Annotated in this window: 17 protein-coding genes and 2 pseudogenes; 5 read left to right on the top strand and 14 right to left on the bottom strand. The window is 61.4% G+C overall.

The window, feature by feature from the left end:
* Positions 1 to 6 precede the first annotated feature (6 nt).
* From trbH to traI, 11 genes and pseudogenes are all read right to left on the bottom strand, one after another.
* The gene (gene trbH / locus ACIU1A_RS00105) at positions 7 to 462 is read right to left on the bottom strand and encodes a conjugal transfer protein TrbH (protein ID WP_404924687.1); all 456 of its coding nucleotides are present in this window, start codon (positions 460 to 462) and stop codon (positions 7 to 9) included.
* The gene (trbG, locus tag ACIU1A_RS00110) at positions 462 to 1,313 is read right to left on the bottom strand and encodes a P-type conjugative transfer protein TrbG (protein WP_404924688.1); all 852 of its coding nucleotides are present in this window, start codon (positions 1,311 to 1,313) and stop codon (positions 462 to 464) included. Before trbG ends, trbH begins: the two co-directional genes overlap by 1 nt.
* 16 nt (positions 1,314 to 1,329) lie before the next feature.
* A complete protein-coding gene (locus tag ACIU1A_RS00115; protein ID WP_404924689.1) occupies positions 1,330 to 1,992 on the bottom strand; it encodes a conjugal transfer protein TrbF in 663 nt (220 codons plus the stop codon).
* A 14-nt stretch (positions 1,993 to 2,006) separates the two neighbouring features.
* A complete protein-coding gene (trbL, locus tag ACIU1A_RS00120) occupies positions 2,007 to 3,206 on the bottom strand; it encodes a P-type conjugative transfer protein TrbL (RefSeq protein WP_404924690.1) in 1,200 nt (399 codons plus the stop codon).
* Positions 3,200 to 3,418 carry an entry exclusion protein TrbK gene (trbK, locus tag ACIU1A_RS00125; protein WP_404924691.1) on the bottom strand — a complete coding sequence of 73 codons (219 nt, stop codon included), beginning with the start codon at positions 3,416 to 3,418 and terminating at the stop codon, positions 3,200 to 3,202. Before trbK ends, trbL begins: the two co-directional genes overlap by 7 nt.
* A complete protein-coding gene (trbJ, locus tag ACIU1A_RS00130) occupies positions 3,415 to 4,224 on the bottom strand; it encodes a P-type conjugative transfer protein TrbJ (protein WP_404924692.1) in 810 nt (269 codons plus the stop codon). Before trbJ ends, trbK begins: the two co-directional genes overlap by 4 nt.
* A pseudogene (locus ACIU1A_RS00135) lies at positions 4,196 to 6,665 on the bottom strand (conjugal transfer protein TrbE). The gene trbJ and the pseudogene ACIU1A_RS00135 overlap by 29 nt, the downstream one beginning before the upstream one ends.
* A 7-nt stretch (positions 6,666 to 6,672) precedes the next feature.
* Positions 6,673 to 6,972, bottom strand: coding sequence for a conjugal transfer protein TrbD (locus tag ACIU1A_RS00140; protein WP_404924693.1), 300 nt, complete (start codon positions 6,970 to 6,972; stop codon positions 6,673 to 6,675).
* Positions 6,965 to 7,342 carry a TrbC/VirB2 family protein gene (locus ACIU1A_RS00145; RefSeq protein WP_404924694.1) on the bottom strand — a complete coding sequence of 126 codons (378 nt, stop codon included), beginning with the start codon at positions 7,340 to 7,342 and terminating at the stop codon, positions 6,965 to 6,967. The genes ACIU1A_RS00140 and ACIU1A_RS00145 overlap by 8 nt, the downstream gene beginning before the upstream one ends.
* A complete protein-coding gene (gene trbB / locus ACIU1A_RS00150) occupies positions 7,332 to 8,303 on the bottom strand; it encodes a P-type conjugative transfer ATPase TrbB (protein ID WP_404924695.1) in 972 nt (323 codons plus the stop codon). The genes ACIU1A_RS00145 and trbB overlap by 11 nt, the downstream gene beginning before the upstream one ends.
* Complete coding sequence (gene traI, locus ACIU1A_RS00155; protein ID WP_404924696.1) at positions 8,300 to 8,932, bottom strand: acyl-homoserine-lactone synthase TraI; 633 nt, start codon at positions 8,930 to 8,932, stop codon at positions 8,300 to 8,302. Before traI ends, trbB begins: the two co-directional genes overlap by 4 nt.
* Positions 8,933 to 9,295: 363 nt before the next feature.
* Here traI and repA point away from each other — a divergent pair, with 363 nt between their 5' ends.
* The 3 genes from repA (at position 9,296) to repC (ending at position 13,108) form a co-directional block, all read left to right on the top strand.
* Positions 9,296 to 10,507, top strand: coding sequence for a plasmid partitioning protein RepA (gene repA, locus ACIU1A_RS00160; RefSeq protein ID WP_404924697.1), 1,212 nt, complete (start codon positions 9,296 to 9,298; stop codon positions 10,505 to 10,507).
* Positions 10,508 to 10,585: 78 nt separating this feature from the next.
* A complete protein-coding gene (gene repB / locus ACIU1A_RS00165; RefSeq protein WP_404924698.1) occupies positions 10,586 to 11,575 on the top strand; it encodes a plasmid partitioning protein RepB in 990 nt (329 codons plus the stop codon).
* 171 nt (positions 11,576 to 11,746) lie between these two features.
* Positions 11,747 to 13,108 carry a plasmid replication protein RepC gene (gene repC, locus ACIU1A_RS00170; RefSeq protein ID WP_404924699.1) on the top strand — a complete coding sequence of 454 codons (1,362 nt, stop codon included), beginning with the start codon at positions 11,747 to 11,749 and terminating at the stop codon, positions 13,106 to 13,108.
* Positions 13,109 to 13,226: 118 nt separating this feature from the next.
* Here the strand turns inward: repC and ACIU1A_RS00175 are convergent.
* Positions 13,227 to 13,857 (bottom strand): annotated as a pseudogene (locus ACIU1A_RS00175) (recombinase family protein); the annotation flags it as partial.
* 153 nt (positions 13,858 to 14,010) lie between these two features.
* Between ACIU1A_RS00175 and ACIU1A_RS00180 the strand changes: the two are divergent.
* Together ACIU1A_RS00180 and ACIU1A_RS00185 are read left to right on the top strand one after the other, a co-directional pair.
* A complete protein-coding gene (locus ACIU1A_RS00180; RefSeq protein WP_404924700.1) occupies positions 14,011 to 14,349 on the top strand; it encodes a type II toxin-antitoxin system RelE/ParE family toxin in 339 nt (112 codons plus the stop codon).
* Entirely contained in the window at positions 14,346 to 14,699 is a 354-nt protein-coding gene (locus ACIU1A_RS00185; RefSeq protein ID WP_292255026.1) for a DNA-binding transcriptional regulator, read from the top strand. The genes ACIU1A_RS00180 and ACIU1A_RS00185 overlap by 4 nt, the downstream gene beginning before the upstream one ends.
* A 189-nt stretch (positions 14,700 to 14,888) precedes the next feature.
* Here the strand turns inward: ACIU1A_RS00185 and ACIU1A_RS00190 are convergent, their stop codons facing one another.
* Both ACIU1A_RS00190 and ACIU1A_RS00195 read right to left on the bottom strand, forming a co-directional pair.
* Positions 14,889 to 15,302 carry a hypothetical protein gene (locus ACIU1A_RS00190; protein ID WP_404924701.1) on the bottom strand — a complete coding sequence of 138 codons (414 nt, stop codon included), beginning with the start codon at positions 15,300 to 15,302 and terminating at the stop codon, positions 14,889 to 14,891.
* Positions 15,303 to 15,654: 352 nt separating this feature from the next.
* Positions 15,655 to 16,827, bottom strand: coding sequence for a tyrosine-type recombinase/integrase (locus ACIU1A_RS00195; protein ID WP_404924702.1), 1,173 nt, complete (start codon positions 16,825 to 16,827; stop codon positions 15,655 to 15,657).
* Positions 16,828 to 16,834: the final 7 nt, after the last annotated feature.

The following is a 16,834-nucleotide window of genomic DNA, read 5'->3' on the forward strand; positions in this document are numbered from 1 at the left end:
CTCCCCCTATCCGCGACGCATCACGGAGAGCGGGCTCGCCGGCGATGCGCCCGTGGTAGTTATCTCATAGGCACGACCGAGCTCGACACTACTCGTCGACAGCCGCGCGAGGACCTGGCCCTCGAACGGCTCGACAACATAGGCAAGCGGGACGATCGTCGTGCCGCTGTCGGTTGTCTGGTCGGTGACGACCGCGTATCCCCACCCCTTGAGGGCCGCCTCCAGAGCTTGCCCGAAGGGCGAACCATCCTGCTTCAACGCGATGGTCCCAGTGCCTGGCCCGACGTGCTCTGCAAGGCGGCTCACCATATCCCCGGCCATCGAAGTTGCGGCCGGGCCGGATATGTCGGCTGGCGCGTTGCTGGCGACGAGGCGGCCCGGGCCAAGGCTCTGGCAACCGGAAAGGAAAACCGCGAGCGTGACCGCAGCGGCGAGCGAGCGAAACGAGCGGAAGATAGGCATCACCGCCCTCCCCGCCGGATCGTGACCTTCTCCTGTTTCCAGCCGACGCCGGAGACGAGTACAGCCTTATCGACATGATAGTCGACGATCATCATATCGTTCTTCATGCGATAGTTGACGATACGGTTCTGGCCGCCGGAGATGACGAAGAGGACCGGCGCGTCCTGGCCGGAGATCGAGCTTGGAAACTGGATGTAAGTCTTGATGCCATCGCTATAGACGCGGCTGGGCCGCCATCTGGTGCTGCCCGAAATCGAATAGCCGAACTGCAACTGCTCGGCCGGAACCCCGGCGCCAGGGATTGAGCTTGCTTCCATGCGGGCGTTGACGTCGGCGAGCCTCATTGACACGTCCTCGGGATATTCAAAACCGACGCGCGCCATGTACTGCGTCTGGTGCGACTTGAGCTGAATGTGATAGGTGCGTCGAGAAGTCGTCACCACCATCGAGGTGACGATACCGGGCTCGGATGGCTTGACGATCAGGTGAATCGCCTGGCCACCGGCGGCCCCGGAGGTCGCGGGTTCGACCTTCCAGCGTACCGTGTCGCCGACGAGAACGTCGCGCACAGCCTCGCCGGCCTCAAGCTCGATATCGCACACCTGCAGCGGTGAGCAGACGACCGAGGGCTGGATCTCGCCGTAGAGAAAGACGACCTTTCCGTCGGCGCCTTTCGTGACAAGGCCGCGCGATCCACGCCACTGGCCGGAAATCCCGATGCCCTTCGCCTCATTGGCAGTCACTCCATCGGCGAGGGCTTCCGAAGAGAGGAGGAAGGGCGACGCCATTGTCGTGGATACGATCACGAGGGCGTTCAGCGTGGCCCGGGCTATTTTGGTTCTGAAGCTCATATACGGGCCATGCCTTTCAAAGCTGCGCAGTCCAGTCGAAATCGCGGAGATAGAGACCGATCGGGTTGAAACGGATAATGGCCTCGTCCTGCGGAGGCGTAAGCGTGACGGTGGCGACGCCGCGGAACCGCCGTACGGCGGTCTCCTTGCCCTTGCGGTCGCGTTCGAACTCGGTCCAGTCGATCTGGTAGCTCTGGTTGGACAGCGCGACGATGTTGTTCACCTCGATGGCGACCGTCGCGGTCTTCGCCTTCTCGAACGGCGAGGAGGAGCGGAACCAGGCGTTGACCTTTTCGGTGGCCGGATCGGAGGTTCTCAGATGCGAATAGGTGCGGTCGATATACTGCTTCTGCACAACCGCATCCGGCGTCACGCTGCGGAAGTTCGAGACGAAGCTGCCGAGCGTTGCCCTGACGACGCGGGGATCGGCATACTCGATCTGCTCCGGAAAGCCGGAGCTCGAGGCCGTGCCGAGCTTGTCGACCTCGACGATGTACGGCACCAGCTTGACCTGCGTGCTCTGGAAGAGCGCATAGGAAAAGCCGATCACCGCCATGGTCATGCCGGCGATGCCGACAAGGCGCCAGGCGGCGGCGGCCTTGACATAGGAGCCATAGCGTTCGTTCCACTCCTGTCGGGCGGCAAGATAGGGGTTTTCGGGCGGATTGCCTGAGGCCATGCCGTACGGTCTCCTCACTTACTGTCATCGATCGACGGCGGCACAGGCCGGGAGGATGTACGCCTGCCCGATTGCCGGCTCTGGTCGAGCTTGGCGTTGGCAAGCCCCAGCAGAGAGCCTGCATAGGCGCCGGGCGACGCGATCGCCTTTTCCTTGGCCGCCGAGCCGGCGGCCCATCCGGCGCTGCCGACGCTAGAGGCCATCCCACGAAGTGCGGCACCCGCCATCGACGACCCGCCAGCTCTTGCATCACTCGCGGTCTGCGCGCCCCTGTACGCAGCGCTCGCCCCGAGGAAGGCGCCGCCGGCGGCAAAGGTCGCGGCCTGGGCCCCGTGCCGGATCGCTTCCATGCCGCCGGCGATCGACGCGCCCTGGACCACGCCCTGCATGATCGGAGGGACGTACATGGCGATGACGAACACGACGACCGATATGCCTGCGATGGCGAGCGTGGTGATGAACTGATCGGAGGTCGCGGTCGGCGCCTCGGCCAGGCCGAGCAGGATGTCCGAGCCGATCTTGGCGATCATAACGAGCGCCATCAACTTCATGCCGACGGAAAAGGCATAGACCAGATAACGGACAGCGAAGTCCTTGGTGTAGGAGGAGCCTCCCAGTCCAAGCATGATCATCCCCGCGAGAAGCCCGACATACATCTCCACCATGACGGCCACGAAGATCGCGGCCACCAGAGAGAAGGAGACGACGACCACGACCATTGCGAAGACCGCTGCGATGGCGAGTGCGTTGTCTTCGAACAGGCCGAACTGCGCCTGCTCGGACATCTTGGATGCGACGCGAATGCCGGCATCAAAAGTGTTGGCGGGTGAAGCCGAGCCGCCGCCGGCGCCGATCTGGAACAGGCTGTCGACCACGGCCTTGGCGAAGGCCGGTCCCCGGTCGAGGATGAAGGCGAAAAGGCCAATGAACATGACCCGACGCACCAGTTCGGCGAACCACGCGTCGAGGCTGGCCGCGTTGATCGCCAGCCAGACCGCGGCGATCCCGACTTCGATGCCGGCGAGGATCCAGAACAGGGAGCGTGCCGCGTTCATCACCGTCGTCTCCCAGCCCTTGGCGGCGGTGACGACCTGGTTCTCCAGTGTTGTCAGGACCGAACCTTGCTGTGCAAGCGCCGGCGCACTTGCGAGCAACACGATGGCGATCACGATGAAGGTCGTTTCGAGCGCGCGGGAGCGACGGACAATCACCATCGGGGCTTCATCTCCTGCCCGCCGGGCACATCGCGATCCGGATCGCCGCTGAAAAAGCGCTCCCGGTGCTCTCGACGCGCCGCGTCCGCGCCCGGCGCCGCGTCCGGCATTTCACTCGTGGCGTTCGGTTGCACGACCACCCAAAACATCATGCTGGCTCCGAAGGCGACGATACCCGCCACCGCGAGGGCGATTAGGATGCGCGGGCTCACCAGCGCGGCTCCATCGTCTGGCCGCTGCGGATATCGCGGTTGGGCGCGTTGAAGAACTGCTCGCGGCGGGCCTGGGCCAGGTCCTGTCTCGCCTGTTCGGACTGGAACCATGTGCCCATCATGGTCATCTGCTGCGAGACGAGCCCGCGCAGCTTCTGCATCTGCGCGACCTGCTGGGTGGCGATCTGATGACCGACCTGCAGCGCCTTCATCTGGCCGTCTGCCGATTCCGACATTGAGCGCAGCGAGGACATGGTGGATTCCTCGCTCGAAAACTTTTCCGCCGTGAGGTTCGCCGCCTTCAGAGTTCCGGCGATCGTGTCGCGGTTGGTGTCCGACCAGCTCTGGTAGGTCGACGAAAAGCTTGTGCCGTCCGGCAGGTTGCTCTTCATGTCGGCGAAGCTCTGGAAGCGCTGTTTCAATACGTCGTCGATATTGGCCATGGAGAAGGCGACGCCCTGCCCTTGTGCGGCGATGTTCTGCAGGCTCTTCAGGTCATTCTCGACCTGTCCCCAGATGTGGCCCGGAAGCTGCGCGGTGTTCTGGAGCAGGTTGTTGTAGATATTGAGCTGGTTCTGGATTTGCTCGGCAAGCTGGGTGATCTGCTTGATCTGGTTGTTGACCTGCTCGGCCGACTTGCCGACGAGGCTGACGAGCTCCGCATTGTTGGCGAGCTGGGTCCATTCAGTCGCTTGCCCCGTCACGCCGCCGGCATACGCGACCGGCGGCGCTACGGCAGTGCCCAGTATCAGCACCGCGGCAACCGCGGCATGGGCGCTACGCTTTGGGAAAGAATGATGCGACATCGGCAATCCCCCTCTGTTGGAGCCATTCGAGGGGCCACGCGGCCCCATGCTTGGAATGAAGGGCGCGAATCTGCTTGAGGTCCTCCTTGCCCGACGCTCCGACAAAGGAGAGGGCGACAGGACCGAGCGCCATGTCGAACAGCCTGCGGCCATCCGGCGAGGCGACGTAGTATTCGCGTTTCGGCAGAGCGGTCGCGACGATCTCGATCTGCCGTTCGTTGAAGCCGATCCGCTCGTAGAACTCGCGCGTTCCCGTCTCGCGCGCAGCGCCGTTCGGAAGGCAGATCTTCGTCGGGCAGCTTTCCTTCAAAACGTCGATGATGCCGGAGCGTTCGGCGTCGGAGATGGACTGCGTTGCGAGTACGACGGCGCAGTTCGCCTTGCGCAGCACCTTCAGCCACTCCCTGATCTTGTCGCGGAAGGTCGGATGCCCGAGCATCAGCCAGGCCTCGTCGAGCAGGATGAGGCTGGGCGCTCCTGTCAGGCGTTTCTCGATGCGACGAAAGAGATAGGTCAGGACGGGTATGAGGTTGCGTTCGCCCATGTTCATGAGCTCTTCCACCTCAAAGCACTGGAACGCCCTGAGTGACAGACCGTCCTCCTCGGCGTCGAGAAGCTGCCCCATGGGGCCGTCGACCGTGTAGTGGTGCAGGGCATCTTTGATCTCGCGCATCTGCACGCCGGAGACGAAGTCCGAGAGCGAGTGACCGCGCGACTGCGCCATCAAACCGATCTGCCGGGAGATGGCGTTGCGATAGTCCGGCGTGACGCTGACGCCCTGCAGCGCGACAAGCGTTTCGATCCACTCGGCCGCCCATGCGCGGTCGCCATCGCTGGAGAGCTCTGCGAGAGGGCAGAAGGCGAGCCCCGGCGAAGCCCCCCTCCCCTCCCCCGGAAGCCTCGCCCCCGATCTGGTAGTGATCGCCGCCGACGCCGAGCGTCAGCGGCAGCATGGAGTGACCCTTGTCGAAGGCGAAGACCTGGGCGCTTGCATAGCGCCGGAACTGCGCGGCGATCAGCGCCAGCAGCGTCGACTTGCCCGACCCGGTCGGACCGAAGACCAGGGTGTGGCCGACGTCATCGACATGCAGGTTCAAGCGGAACGGTGTGCTCCCGCTCGCGACCTGCACCAGCGGCGGTGATCCCGGCGGATAAAAAGGGCAAGGTGCCACCTGGCTGCCCGACCAGACCGAGTTCAACGGGATGAGGTCGGCAAGATTTCGAGTGTTGGCCAAGGGCTCCCGGATGTTGGCATAGGAGACGCCGGGCAGGCTTCCAAGGAAGGCGTCGGTCGCATTCAGCGTTTCGATACGCGCCCCAAACCCCTCGGCCTGGATAAGACGGCGGATCGCCTCGCATTTTTCCTGAAGTCGAGCCTGTGCTTCATCGAACAGGACGATCACCGGTGTGTAGTAGCCGTAGGCGACGAGCTGGGAGGAGGCCTCGGCGATGGCGTCCTCGGTCTCGGCGACCATCATCATGGCGTCCTGGTCGACCGAGCGGCTCTGGGTCTGAAAGAGCTGGTCGAAGAACGGCCGCACCTTCTGCTGCCATTTCTTGCGGGTCCGCTCCAGCTTCTGCCGTGCCTCCTGTTCGTCCAGAAAGACGAAGCGCGATGACCAGCGATAGGTCAGCGGCATCAGATCGAGCGCATTCAGGATGCCCGGCCAGCTCTCCGCTGGCAGGCCGTCGATGGCGACGACCCCGAGGAAGCGGTTCTCCACAAGCGGGGTCAGGCCGTGCTGCAGCTCGGCCGTGACCAGCCAGTCTAGATACATCGGGATGTCCGGCAGACGAAGGGGATGGTTTTCGCCTGTGATGCAGAAGCGGACGAACTGGAGCAGCTCGTCATAGCGGGCGACCCGAAATCCGCCCCTCTCGTCCACTTCGCGCGTCGCCATCCGCTGAATGGAGACGACATTGCCGAGATATTGCTCGATCTCGCGGATCGAGGCGCGAAACGTGTCGAGCGTCGTCTTCGCGTAGGACGCCGATCGGCTTGCCGGATCGGAATAGACATAGCGTGCGAGGCCAGAGCGCCGGGGCTCCGGCGGCCGCCACGTCAGGATGAGCGCATGCCGGCTCTCGAAATGTCCGCTTTCTCGCTGGAAGTGGAGCCGTCTCTCGAAGTCGATGGCCCGCGTGACCGGGTCGGGGAAATGGCAGTCGGCTTCGTCGGGGTAATCGGACGTCGGCACCCGCACGGCCTCGACCTGGATCATCCACCCCGATCCGAGGCGCGCGAGAATGGTGTTGATCTGCCGCGAGACCTCGTTGCGCTCCGCGTCCGTCGAACTCTCGCTGTCGGGGCCGGCAAAGTACCAGCCGGCCATCAGCGAACCGTCCTTCAGCAGAATGACGCCGTTGTCGACGAGACCTGCATAGGGAACGAGATCGGCGAAGGATGGTCCAGATTGGCGGAAAGACTTAAGTGCGACCATCAGCGCCTCAAAACCTGCGCCATGGCGTCGATGTCGCCCGGTAGTACGACTTGTAAGAAATGTAACGGAGATAGACCCGCCGCATCATAGGGTCGGACTTCGCCATCATCCTCAATGCAGCAACCGCCACCAACCAGATCGCCGCGCCGAAGAGCGCGGCATACCAGGTCAGCACGACGAAGATCAGGATCGCCGAAGCGAGGCCGGTAAGCAGAACCAACTCCCGGTCAGCTCCCATGAGCAGGTTGGGGCGCGAAAGCGCCCTGTGCACGCGTGAACGCGCGAGGTTGGCGCCTGACTCAGCCATCCGCCCCCTCCCCTGCCGCTGCAATCGAGGCCTGTGACCGCGCCTCTCCGATCGAGGCGCCCGTTGCGCCGAACAGGGCGACGATTTGCGTGGCCCCGAGCAGGATGCCGGCGACGAGTACGACATAGACGAGCCGCCGCGCGAAATCGTTGAGTTCGCCGCCGAAGATCAGCATGCCGCCGGCGATCGCGACGGCGGCGAGTGCAATGAAGCCAGCGACCGGCCCGGTGATGGACTGCTGGATCTGCTGCAGGGGAGATTCCCACGGCAGACCGCCGCCTGAGGAGGCAAGGGCTGGCTCCGTCAGACTGACGCAGGAGAACGCGGCCAAAGCCGCAAAGGCCAGGGTGATTTGTGTCTTACGCGACATGACTGTCCTCGTCGATCTGGGCGTAGTGTTCGGTTCGGTATCGTGAGTTGCTGAAGCCCTCGACATGGATGACCTCGCGGACCCGCCTCCCCCGCCCCGTCCGTTCTATGGAAACGACAAGATCGACGGCCTCCCCGATTACTTCCTGCATGGGTTGCTGGCTCGCTTCCGCGGTCAGCTGCTCGAGCCGGCGCAGAGCCGACATCGCTGTGTTCGAGTGAATGGTGGTGACGCCGCCAGGATGCCCGGTGTTCCACGCCTTGAGCAGCGTGAGCGCCGCGCCGTCGCGGACCTCGCCGACAATGATTCGGTCAGGCCGTAATCGCATGGTGCTCTTGAGAAGCCGCGCCATGTCGACGGTGTCGCTTGGGTGAAGCGATACCGCGTTTTCGGCTGCGCATTGGATCTCGGCGGTGTCTTCCAGAATGACCATCCGATCGGCCGGCGCATTGGCGACGATTTCGGCAATGACCGCGTTGGCAAGCGTCGTCTTGCCCGAGCCCGTGCCGCCGGAGATCACGATGTTCATGCGAGACGAGATCGCGCTGCGCAGGACAGAGGCCTGCGCCTCGGTCATAACCTTCGACTTCACGTAGTCGCAAAGCGGGATAAGCTGCGACGCGCGCCGCCGGATCGTGAAGGCCGGTCCGGAAACGACCGGCGGCAGCAAGCCCTCGAAGCGGTGCCCGCCAATCGGCAGTTCGCCGGAGATAATCGGCTGCTCGCCGTCGGCCTCAGATTGCAGCGCGTGGGCGACGCTGCCAATGATCACCTCCGCCGCGGCCGGGGTCATCGCGCCCGCCGAAGCGACCCCATGACCCAGGCGTTCGATGAAGAGCTTGCCATCGGGGTTGAGCATGATCTCGACCACCGTCGCGTCCTCGAGTGCAACGCAGAGATGGTCGCCGAGAGCTTCCTGAAGTTTGCGGACGAGACGCGAATGCGAGCGGAGTTGGGTCACGCGGCGCTCCTGATCGGTGCGCCGTCGGAGATTATCGAACGGTAGCCGGGAGGACAGACCTGCTCAAAGCGCTCGCGATCGGCTGGAAGGCTTCCGGCAACCGCCATCGTGTCGCCGATTGCTGCAGGTTCGCCGAGCCGTCGCATCGGCCAGCCGGCACGTTTGAGGATCCGCTCGAAGCGGAGATCGGTCGCGGTGACGATCTCGCTGTAACCATTCGCCATCGACCATTCGATGATGCCGGCGAACAAGGTGCGTGTCACAAGATGTAATTGGCCCCCTTCCCTGCCCGCGGTCTGGGACGTGTCGACACAGAAGCGCGAACTTTCGACCATTTCTGGATGCGGGTTCAGAGAACCCTTTTCGAGCAGTTCGGGAAATATGTACTTGAGCATCGTCGGCCCGGAAGCCGGAAGAAGACGGGCGCAACCGGCGACCATCCCAGGCTCGTTAACTGCCAGAACGTAGGTCGGCTTAAAATCATCGTAGCGATCGCGCTCTTCCCCCGCGGTCACAGAGACGTCCCATTCGAGACGGCCGCCGAACACCGCTGCGCGAAGACGGAACATCTGCTTCAGAAAACTTGGATGGCGGCCGTAAAGGTCGGGCGAGACGGTCAGTATCCGCATTATGATCTCCGCATGAACACGTCATGCGGAGACAAAACATCTCGTTGGGCGTGTGCCTACGTGCAGATTTGCAGGCGGTGATTCTGCCGAATCGACCGTCTAGCTACGGAAATTCGAGAGCAGGCAGGAGCTAACGTGTTGATGAAGAGGTGCAAATCTGCATTTCATGCCCACGGTCGCGAACAGCGGGAATCGACCTAACTTACGGATAACTATTGGAGAATCCGGTCTGGGCGTGAATGGTCCCGCAACATGTTAACTTCTCATTAACCAAAAACGCCTTGCGGCTACCGTCGAATCGCACATAGTAATCACGCTTTCCTGCCATATGGACCCGGAAAAGCGTTATTTCCAAGTGGGGCGGTGAAATTGAACGTGGCGCAGACTTTCGACCTGGACATAGACTTTGACGAGGAGATTCTCCAGCAGGGTGAACTCATCTCGGACAAGCTCAACATGCTGCGCCTGGAGCAGTATCCGCCGGATGCTGAGAAAGGCCTTCGGCTGTTTACCTCGGTCGAGGTTGCCGATTTTCTTGGCGTGACGCAAAACCATATCAAGAAACTACATCTTGAGGGAAAGGGGCCGGAGCCGCTCGTATCACAGTCCGGCCGCCGCTCGTACACGGCGGCGCAGATGATGGAGTTGCGCGCCTTCCTCGACAAACACGGCAGAACTGATTTTAAGCGCTATGTGCCTCACCGGCGCGGCGCCGAAGGCCTTCAAGTTATCTCCGTTGTGAATTTCAAAGGTGGGAGTGGAAAGACAACCACCACGGCCCATCTTGCCCAGTACCTCGCTCTCACTGGCCATCGTGTCCTTGCGATCGACCTCGACCCACAGGCCTCACTCACTGCTCTTCATGGGATGCAGCCCGAACTTGACAAGAATCCGTCGCTTTTCGAGGCGCTTCGGTACGATGATCAACGCAGGTCGATCAAGGACGTGATTCAACCGACGAATTTTCCGGGGCTCGACATCGTCCCGGCGAACCTCGAACTCCAGGAATACGAGTACGAGACACCACTAGCTGCTTCGAACAAAAATTCGCCTGAAGGGCGTATGTTCTTCACCCGCATTACGCAGGCCCTTAAAGAGGTCGATGATCGGTATGACGTGGTTGTGATCGATTGCCCTCCTCAGTTGGGCTATCTCACGCTCACCGCGCTAACAGCCTCCACATCTGTTCTTATCACCGTCCATCCGCAGATGCTCGACATCATGTCGATGAGCCAGTTCCTGCTCATGCTTGGCGGGATCTTGCAGTCGATAAAGGGGGTCGGGGCGAAAGTCCGGCTGAAGTGGTTCCGCTATCTGGTGACGAGATACGAGCCGACGGACGGGCCGCAGGCACAGATGGTTGGTTTCATGCAGGCGATGTTCAACAAGCGGATGCTCACCAATCAGATGGTTAAGTCCACCGCCATATCTGATGCCGGTATTACCAAGCAGACCCTTTATGAGGTTGAGCGCAGCCAGTTCACGCGTTCAACGTATGACCGTGCGATGGAGTCCCTCAACGCAGTCAATAGCGAGATTGTCTCGCTGATACACAAAGCATGGGGGCGGAAGTGATCGCTTTCTTGACAGCCGTGCAGAACCGCAAAAAACCTCGCAAAATCAGCGCACTAAATACGAGAATGGAGGGTGCAAATGGCTAGAAAGCACCTCTTGGCCAACATCGGGGCGACCGTGGGCGACCGGAAGCCGCAAAGCAATTCATCGGAGAGCAGGGCCGAATATGCCCGTCGTGGCGCAACGCGCTCGATGATGCAGTCTCTCGATGAGATGGCGGAAAACTCTATGCGCGTCCTAGAGGGCGAAACGATCGTATCCCTTGATCCGGACCTCCTTGAGGCCTCCCCTTTCGCGGATCGGATTGCCAGCAACGACGAGGATTTTTCCGCGTTGGTCTCGGCTATTGAGCAGGCTGGTCAGTCCTCGCCTATCCTCGTTCGGCCTCACCCAGATGTTTCTGGCCGCTTTGTCATTGTTTACGGCCATCGCCGTGCTCGCGCTGCCCGTCAGCTCGGCATCGCTGTGAAGGCCGTCGTCAAGCCGATCGAGGACATCGCACATGTGATCGCACAGGGGCAGGAAAACACCGCCCGCTCCGACCTCACTTTCATCGAGAAGGCCCTCTTTGCACGTAAACTGACCAGCTCCGGAATTGACAAGGAGACGGTCAAAAGCGCGCTTACAATCGACGATACGCTCCTGTCCCGAATGCTGGCAGTTGCGGAGCACGTTCCCGAACATGTTCTGGATGCATTGGGCGCCGCGAGAGGCGTTGGGAGGGATCGCTGGGAGGAGCTCAAGAAACTTCTCCAATTGCCTGGCAAATCGGCCCAGGCGTCAAATCTAATTCGAAGCGACGAGTTTGCGAGTGTCGAGACCGACCAGCGCTTCGCAGTTTTGCTCGACGACCTGAAGAAGAAGGCGAAGAGCAAAAAAACCGCGGTAGCCAAGCCTGCGGGAAGGTCTTGGTCACTTGCGGGTAATGCCGTGAAAGTCGCAACAAAGGACACTGGGAAGGGCTTTACTTTGGCACTGAGGGCCCAGGACGCGTCTCGGTTTGGGGCGTATCTCTCGGAACACCTAGAGCGCTTTTATCAAGAGTTCCAAAAGACGGAGCATATGTAAGGAAAATACGAAACCGCAAAAGAAAAAGGCCACCGAAACGAATTCCGGAAGCCCTTCTCTGTAGTGTCGCAACTGAGAGAATCGCATTTCCGGGAATCACCGTCAAGGGCTGATCGAGCCCCGGGCCGTTTTGGCGAGCGGATTTCTTTTGCCTGAACACAGGTAAAGACAATGGAAACGCATTTTTCAACGACGCCTTTCGGGCGGCGGCCGATGACGCTTGGCATGATTTCAAGCCAAGTCACCGCAAGGGCGGTGTCGAAGGACGCGACCGTCCACAAGTGGCACGTCTTCCAAGATATCAAGGATGCCAGGATCGCTCTGGGCGCCTCTGATCGCGCTTTGGCCATTCTCGACGCGCTGTTGTCGTTCCATCCGGACACGGCGCTTTATGGCGACAGCGAGCTGATCGTCTGGCCATCAAACGAGCAGCTTATCCGCCGCGCCAACGGAATGCCGCCAACGACCTTGCGGCGGCACCTGGCCGTCCTGGTGGAGTGCGGATTGATCATCCGTCGGGACAGCCCCAACGGCAAGCGCTTCGCCCGGAAAGGGCAGGGGGGCGAGATCGAGCAAGCCTATGGCTTCGACATTTCGCCGATCGTCGCGCGCGCAGAGGAGTTCAAGGAGCTGGCGGAAGCGGTCAGATCTGAGAAGAAGGCCTTTCGGCTCGTTAAGGAGCGGCTAACCATATGTCGGCGGGACATCGTCAAGATGATCGACGCTGGAATCGAGGAAGGCGTGCCGGCGAACTGGGGCAGGGTCCAGCAGGCCTACCAGGCGATTGTCGGCCAGATACCACGCACCGCCCCCAGACAGACCTTCGAAGCCATTGCCGAGGATCTGGAGGGCATTTGGGCTGAAGTGCGTGAAGCATTGGAATCATTTGTAAAAACACAGAAAGTGGACGCCAATGAGTCCCAAAACGGACGCCACATACAGAATTCAAAACCAGACTCTAAATTTGAATCTGAATGTGGCTTAGGAAATAAAGAGGAAGCGGGCGCCAACGTTGCGGACATCGACAACGTACGGAGCTTGCCAAAGCGCGAGTTGCCCTTAGGGATTGTGCTGGACGCCTGCCCGAACATGCTCTGGCTGGTGAAGGGCGGCGGCGGAATCCGCAACTGGCGTGAATTTCTGGCCGCGGCTGAGGTTGCCCGGCCGGCCATGGGCATCAGCGCCAGCGCCTGGGAGGAAGCGTGGACGGCCATGGGTGAGCAGCAGGCGGCGATTACCATTGCCGCGATCTACCAGCGGCAGGACCAGATCAACAGCGCCGGCGGCTATTTGCGTAGCCTGACGAACCGAGCAAAAGCCGGAAAGTTCTCGGTCTGGCCGATGGTGATGGCCTTGTTGCGGGCAAAGCTTGATGCGTCGAAGACGACCGGAACCGGAGCTGAAGCCGCTGCCGTCGATCCGCAGACGGCGGGCAAGATTGTGCGCACCGAATCACGACTGGAAATCAGCGATGCGTTGCGCCGCAGCCTCGACAGACCGGGCGCAGATCATGATGAGGCACGCCGGTTTTGATCCGCCCTATGGAGCTTTGGCGGTCGCGGTTCCAGCTGACGCCTGGGCGGCGTACAAGCGGCTCGGGAATGTTGAGCGTCAGCCACGGACCGTAAACTGAGGAATGTTCTGCAGCGGATTCAGGCGTCCAGTCGAGGCCGCGCTGCTTCAGGACCCGAGCGATATCGTACCAATTGTGGTCTGGTCGCATCCGGCGGACCGTCGGAAGCCACTGGTTCATCGTTGATTGTAGCCGTCGGCCAAGCCGACTTTTGCACCGCGGTCATCTTCGCCAGGGCTTCGGGCCTGCGCTCCCGGATACCAGGATTGCCTGGCAGCCGCCCCTTCGATCGTGCAGCGATGATGCCCGCCTTGGTCCGCTCCGAATCAACGCACGCTCGAGCTGGGCAACGGCGCCGAGTACCTGCAGCGAAAACATGCCCTGTGGCGTCGACGTGTCGATCGGATCTCGCTGAGAACGGAAGTGCGCGCCTTTATCAGTCAGATCCTCGATGACCTGAAGAAGATGGCTGACCAAGCGCGCAAGGCGATCGAGACGCACAACGACCAAGACATCGCCGGCGCGATATCGCTGATCAACCGCAATAGGGCAGGGCGGGCTCTCGACGCACCGGACCCCTGTCGCAGCCGGCCGATCGCTGCTCAATCTCCTGCGCCTCCGTCGCTCGTTCGTCCGTCGACACGCGCGCGTAGCCGATTTGCCGTCCCTGTGGTCGACCGGAGTGTCGATCTTGCGCTTCACGGGCCATTTGCGGCGTCCCTCAGCATCGGGTTGTACAAACACCGAAGATATCAACAAACGATCGATTGGAGGCGCTTGGCGGCAACAATAGTCGCGAACACTGCTTGACTTTTTCCCGATGCGCAAGCCACTTACTAACCCAATGGGTTATAGTAGCAGCATGCAGACGGTCGCCGAGACACCGCTCTTCATCAAGCAGACCGCTGAACTTTTCACCGAAGAGGAGCGCAGGGAACTGATTGATTTCCTGGCGGCCAACCCCCAGGCGGGTGACGAAATTCCCGGTGCGGGTGGTGTTCGCAAATTGCGTTTCGCCGCCAAAGGAAAGGGCAAGCGCGGTGGAGCCCGCGTGATTTACTACTGGTACAGCGATGAGGCGCCGATTTATGCCCTTCTGGCGTATGGAAAGAACGAGAAGACCGATTTGAAGCCGGAAGAGGCCAAGGCTGTAGCCGCATTCGCGAAAGCGATCAAGGCAGCGAACAGGAGCAAGATATGAGCGAGATGACGAAGTTTGGAGCGGACCTGATCCAGGCGATGTCCGAGGCGCTGGCTCACGCTCAGGGTAAGGACGTTCCGGGAATGCAGGTGCACGCGGTTGATATCGGCACAGTTGATGCGAAGTCGATCCGCAAGAAGCTGGACCTGACACAGGACCAGATGGCGACCGTGCTCGGGACCAGCCCGTCCGGCTACAAGAAGTGGGAGCAGGGGAAGAGGCAGCCCAGTGGCGCTGCGCGCACGCTGCTTCGCATCATGGAGCGAGAGCCGGAAGCTGTGCTGCGAGCCCTATCTGCGGAAAATGGTGAGGTCGACGAAACGCGCGCTTCACCTGCAGCGTCTCACTGACTGGAACATCAATCGGCTTGGTCCTATGTGATCACCGCGCGGCCCGAGCGACCGTTCCGCGTCATTGTAATAGATCGAGGGCTGCTGAACGGCGGGTGCCGCGACTGCTGCATGCTTCGGACAGCCGAATCCACGTCGGGAACTTCAGTGAGATAGCGGTGGGCGCAGGATGTGAGGGGCCGATATCAGTCACCGACTTCGATCGAATTGAGATCGCACCACATCCTCAACGGTCTTTCCTGCGCATTCGCTCAAAATCGTACCATTGATCGAGTGCACCCTTCGCTGCAACAGGTTCTTGAATCTGGCGTACGCAGCTCTTTTGCTGAAGATTTCTCGAACGTCACCGACCTCGTCTGGCAGGAATTCGCGGGCGAAGTCCAACGCTAGCGGCTTGCCCAGCTCGAGTTTTCTCTTGTCAGGGATTTGGACGTATTTGTCGCTGTCGTCGATATCATCCGGCAATTCGTCCAAATCACCAGTGAATTCGGACTGCCAGTAGAGCGTGCCTGATTGCTTGCACAGAAAGGCCTGATGTTCTCCCGTGCCCCCGGAACTGACGAATTCGAAAGCTAACAGTATGTCTGCGAAGCTGACGGGCATTGTCGTTCGGCGTCCCATACGGAACGGCGTGGAGCCAACGCATCAGAGGTCGGCACCGTGAGCTGTTCTCGACGTGCCCCGCCGCATGGTGTAGTCGGCGGAACGAAGCCGCTCGCGAACGCGCCCTCAACGACGCTGTAGCGAGCGGCGTAGCGGCGGGCATTGACGTTCGCCGGCAGCGTCGGGTTGCGCACACCAACCTGATTTGAAGGACCCACGGTATGACACGATGAACCGGCCCACGCTCGTGGTGAAGACCCCTGACGCTGATCTTTTGCGCGAGATGGTGGGCTTTGGCGCCGAGCGGCGGATGGAGGTGGTTGACGGCGCCGCAACCGGCGGTCCGGGTTTCTTAAACGATGATCCTTGCCGCCCTTCCGAGCGTCCGTTCCGCGTCATTGTAATAGTTCGAAGCCTGCTGGACCGAGCGGTGCTGCGACTGCTGCATGGCTTCGGGCAGCGGAATGCCGCGGCGGGCGGTTTCGGTGAGATAGCCGGAGCGCAGGCCGTGGGCGGAAAACGCCATCGGATCAAACCCGGCCTCGGCGATGCGGCGCTTGAGGATCAGGTTGACCGCCTGCGCGGTCAGCGCCCGGCGATCCAGATTGCCCCATCGATCGACGCCGCGGAACACCGCGCCTTCGGTGATGTTCGCGCGGTCCAGCCATTCCCGTAGCGCCGCGACCGGCCGGCCGACCAGTAGCACCATGGCATCCGTATCGGCCTCGGTGGTCTTGGTGCGGCCGAGTTTTATCGCGAGGCATAGCAGTTTTTCAGACGATTCCGGTTGTTTGGGATCGGCGGGCACCGGATCCTCTTCGATTAGCTGCTCAATGCGCAGGGCCGAAACCTCGCTGCGGCGACGGCCGCCTGACGCGAACGCCATGAGCAAAAGAGCGCGGTCGCGCACGTCGACAAGACGGTCGCCGGCGCAGGCTTTTAGGAGCGCGGTCAAAATGTCGGCGGTCACCGCCTTTTTGCTTTTTCTCGCTCGGGGGCGGGCGCTGGCGCGCACCGCCAGTTTTAGCGCGCTGCGCAGTCCCGGCGCGTTGAAATTTCCCACAAAACCGCGCCAGCCGGTCAGCGTCGACCAGCTGGACAGACGCCGGCGCACGGTGTTCGGCGCGTGCGGACCATCGACGCGCAACAGTTTTGCCGACTTCAACGCCGCGGTCACGTCTTCCGGCATACCGTGCGACACGTCGGTTTCACGCTTTGCAGGATCCCACAGGTGATGGGCGACGAATTTTATCAGCAGCGCCTCCGGCGCCGGCCAGGGCAGCGAAAAACCGGTCGCGGCCAGCGACCAGGCCTCGAGATAACCGAGATCCGAGGCCAGGGCGCGCAAAGAATTTGCGCCGATGCCTTCCTTGGCGAGATGGCGCAGCGTGGCGACGTCGTCGTCGGTCAAAAGTTCGGCCAGAAAATCGCGCCGGTCGAATGGCAGCACCGAATCCAGCGCATCGAGCGCCTCGGCACGGCGCAGTTTTTGGTCGGATGCGGGTTTTGGCAGGCGAAGATCCATGACGGCG

It is taken from the genome of Mesorhizobium maamorense (assembly GCF_044998965.1).
Lineage (GTDB): Bacteria > Pseudomonadota > Alphaproteobacteria > Rhizobiales > Rhizobiaceae > Mesorhizobium.

Coding starts and splice junctions, on each gene's coding strand:
- trbH (WP_404924687.1), bottom strand. CDS start 462: ATGCCTATCTTCCGCTCGTTTCGCTCGCTCGCCGCTGCGGTCACGCTC.
- ACIU1A_RS00115 (WP_404924689.1), bottom strand. CDS start 1,992: ATGGCCTCAGGCAATCCGCCCGAAAACCCCTATCTTGCCGCCCGACAG.
- ACIU1A_RS00180 (WP_404924700.1), top strand. CDS start 14,011: ATGCAGACGGTCGCCGAGACACCGCTCTTCATCAAGCAGACCGCTGAA.
- trbG (WP_404924688.1), bottom strand. CDS start 1,313: ATGAGCTTCAGAACCAAAATAGCCCGGGCCACGCTGAACGCCCTCGTG.
- ACIU1A_RS00185 (WP_292255026.1), top strand. CDS start 14,346: ATGAGCGAGATGACGAAGTTTGGAGCGGACCTGATCCAGGCGATGTCC.
- trbL (WP_404924690.1), bottom strand. CDS start 3,206: ATGGTGATTGTCCGTCGCTCCCGCGCGCTCGAAACGACCTTCATCGTG.
- ACIU1A_RS00145 (WP_404924694.1), bottom strand. CDS start 7,342: ATGTCGCGTAAGACACAAATCACCCTGGCCTTTGCGGCTTTGGCCGCG.
- ACIU1A_RS00190 (WP_404924701.1), bottom strand. CDS start 15,302: ATGCCCGTCAGCTTCGCAGACATACTGTTAGCTTTCGAATTCGTCAGT.
- repB (WP_404924698.1), top strand. CDS start 10,586: ATGGCTAGAAAGCACCTCTTGGCCAACATCGGGGCGACCGTGGGCGAC.
- ACIU1A_RS00195 (WP_404924702.1), bottom strand. CDS start 16,827: ATGGATCTTCGCCTGCCAAAACCCGCATCCGACCAAAAACTGCGCCGT.
- repC (WP_404924699.1), top strand. CDS start 11,747: ATGGAAACGCATTTTTCAACGACGCCTTTCGGGCGGCGGCCGATGACG.
- traI (WP_404924696.1), bottom strand. CDS start 8,932: ATGCGGATACTGACCGTCTCGCCCGACCTTTACGGCCGCCATCCAAGT.
- ACIU1A_RS00140 (WP_404924693.1), bottom strand. CDS start 6,972: ATGGCTGAGTCAGGCGCCAACCTCGCGCGTTCACGCGTGCACAGGGCG.
- trbJ (WP_404924692.1), bottom strand. CDS start 4,224: ATGTCGCATCATTCTTTCCCAAAGCGTAGCGCCCATGCCGCGGTTGCC.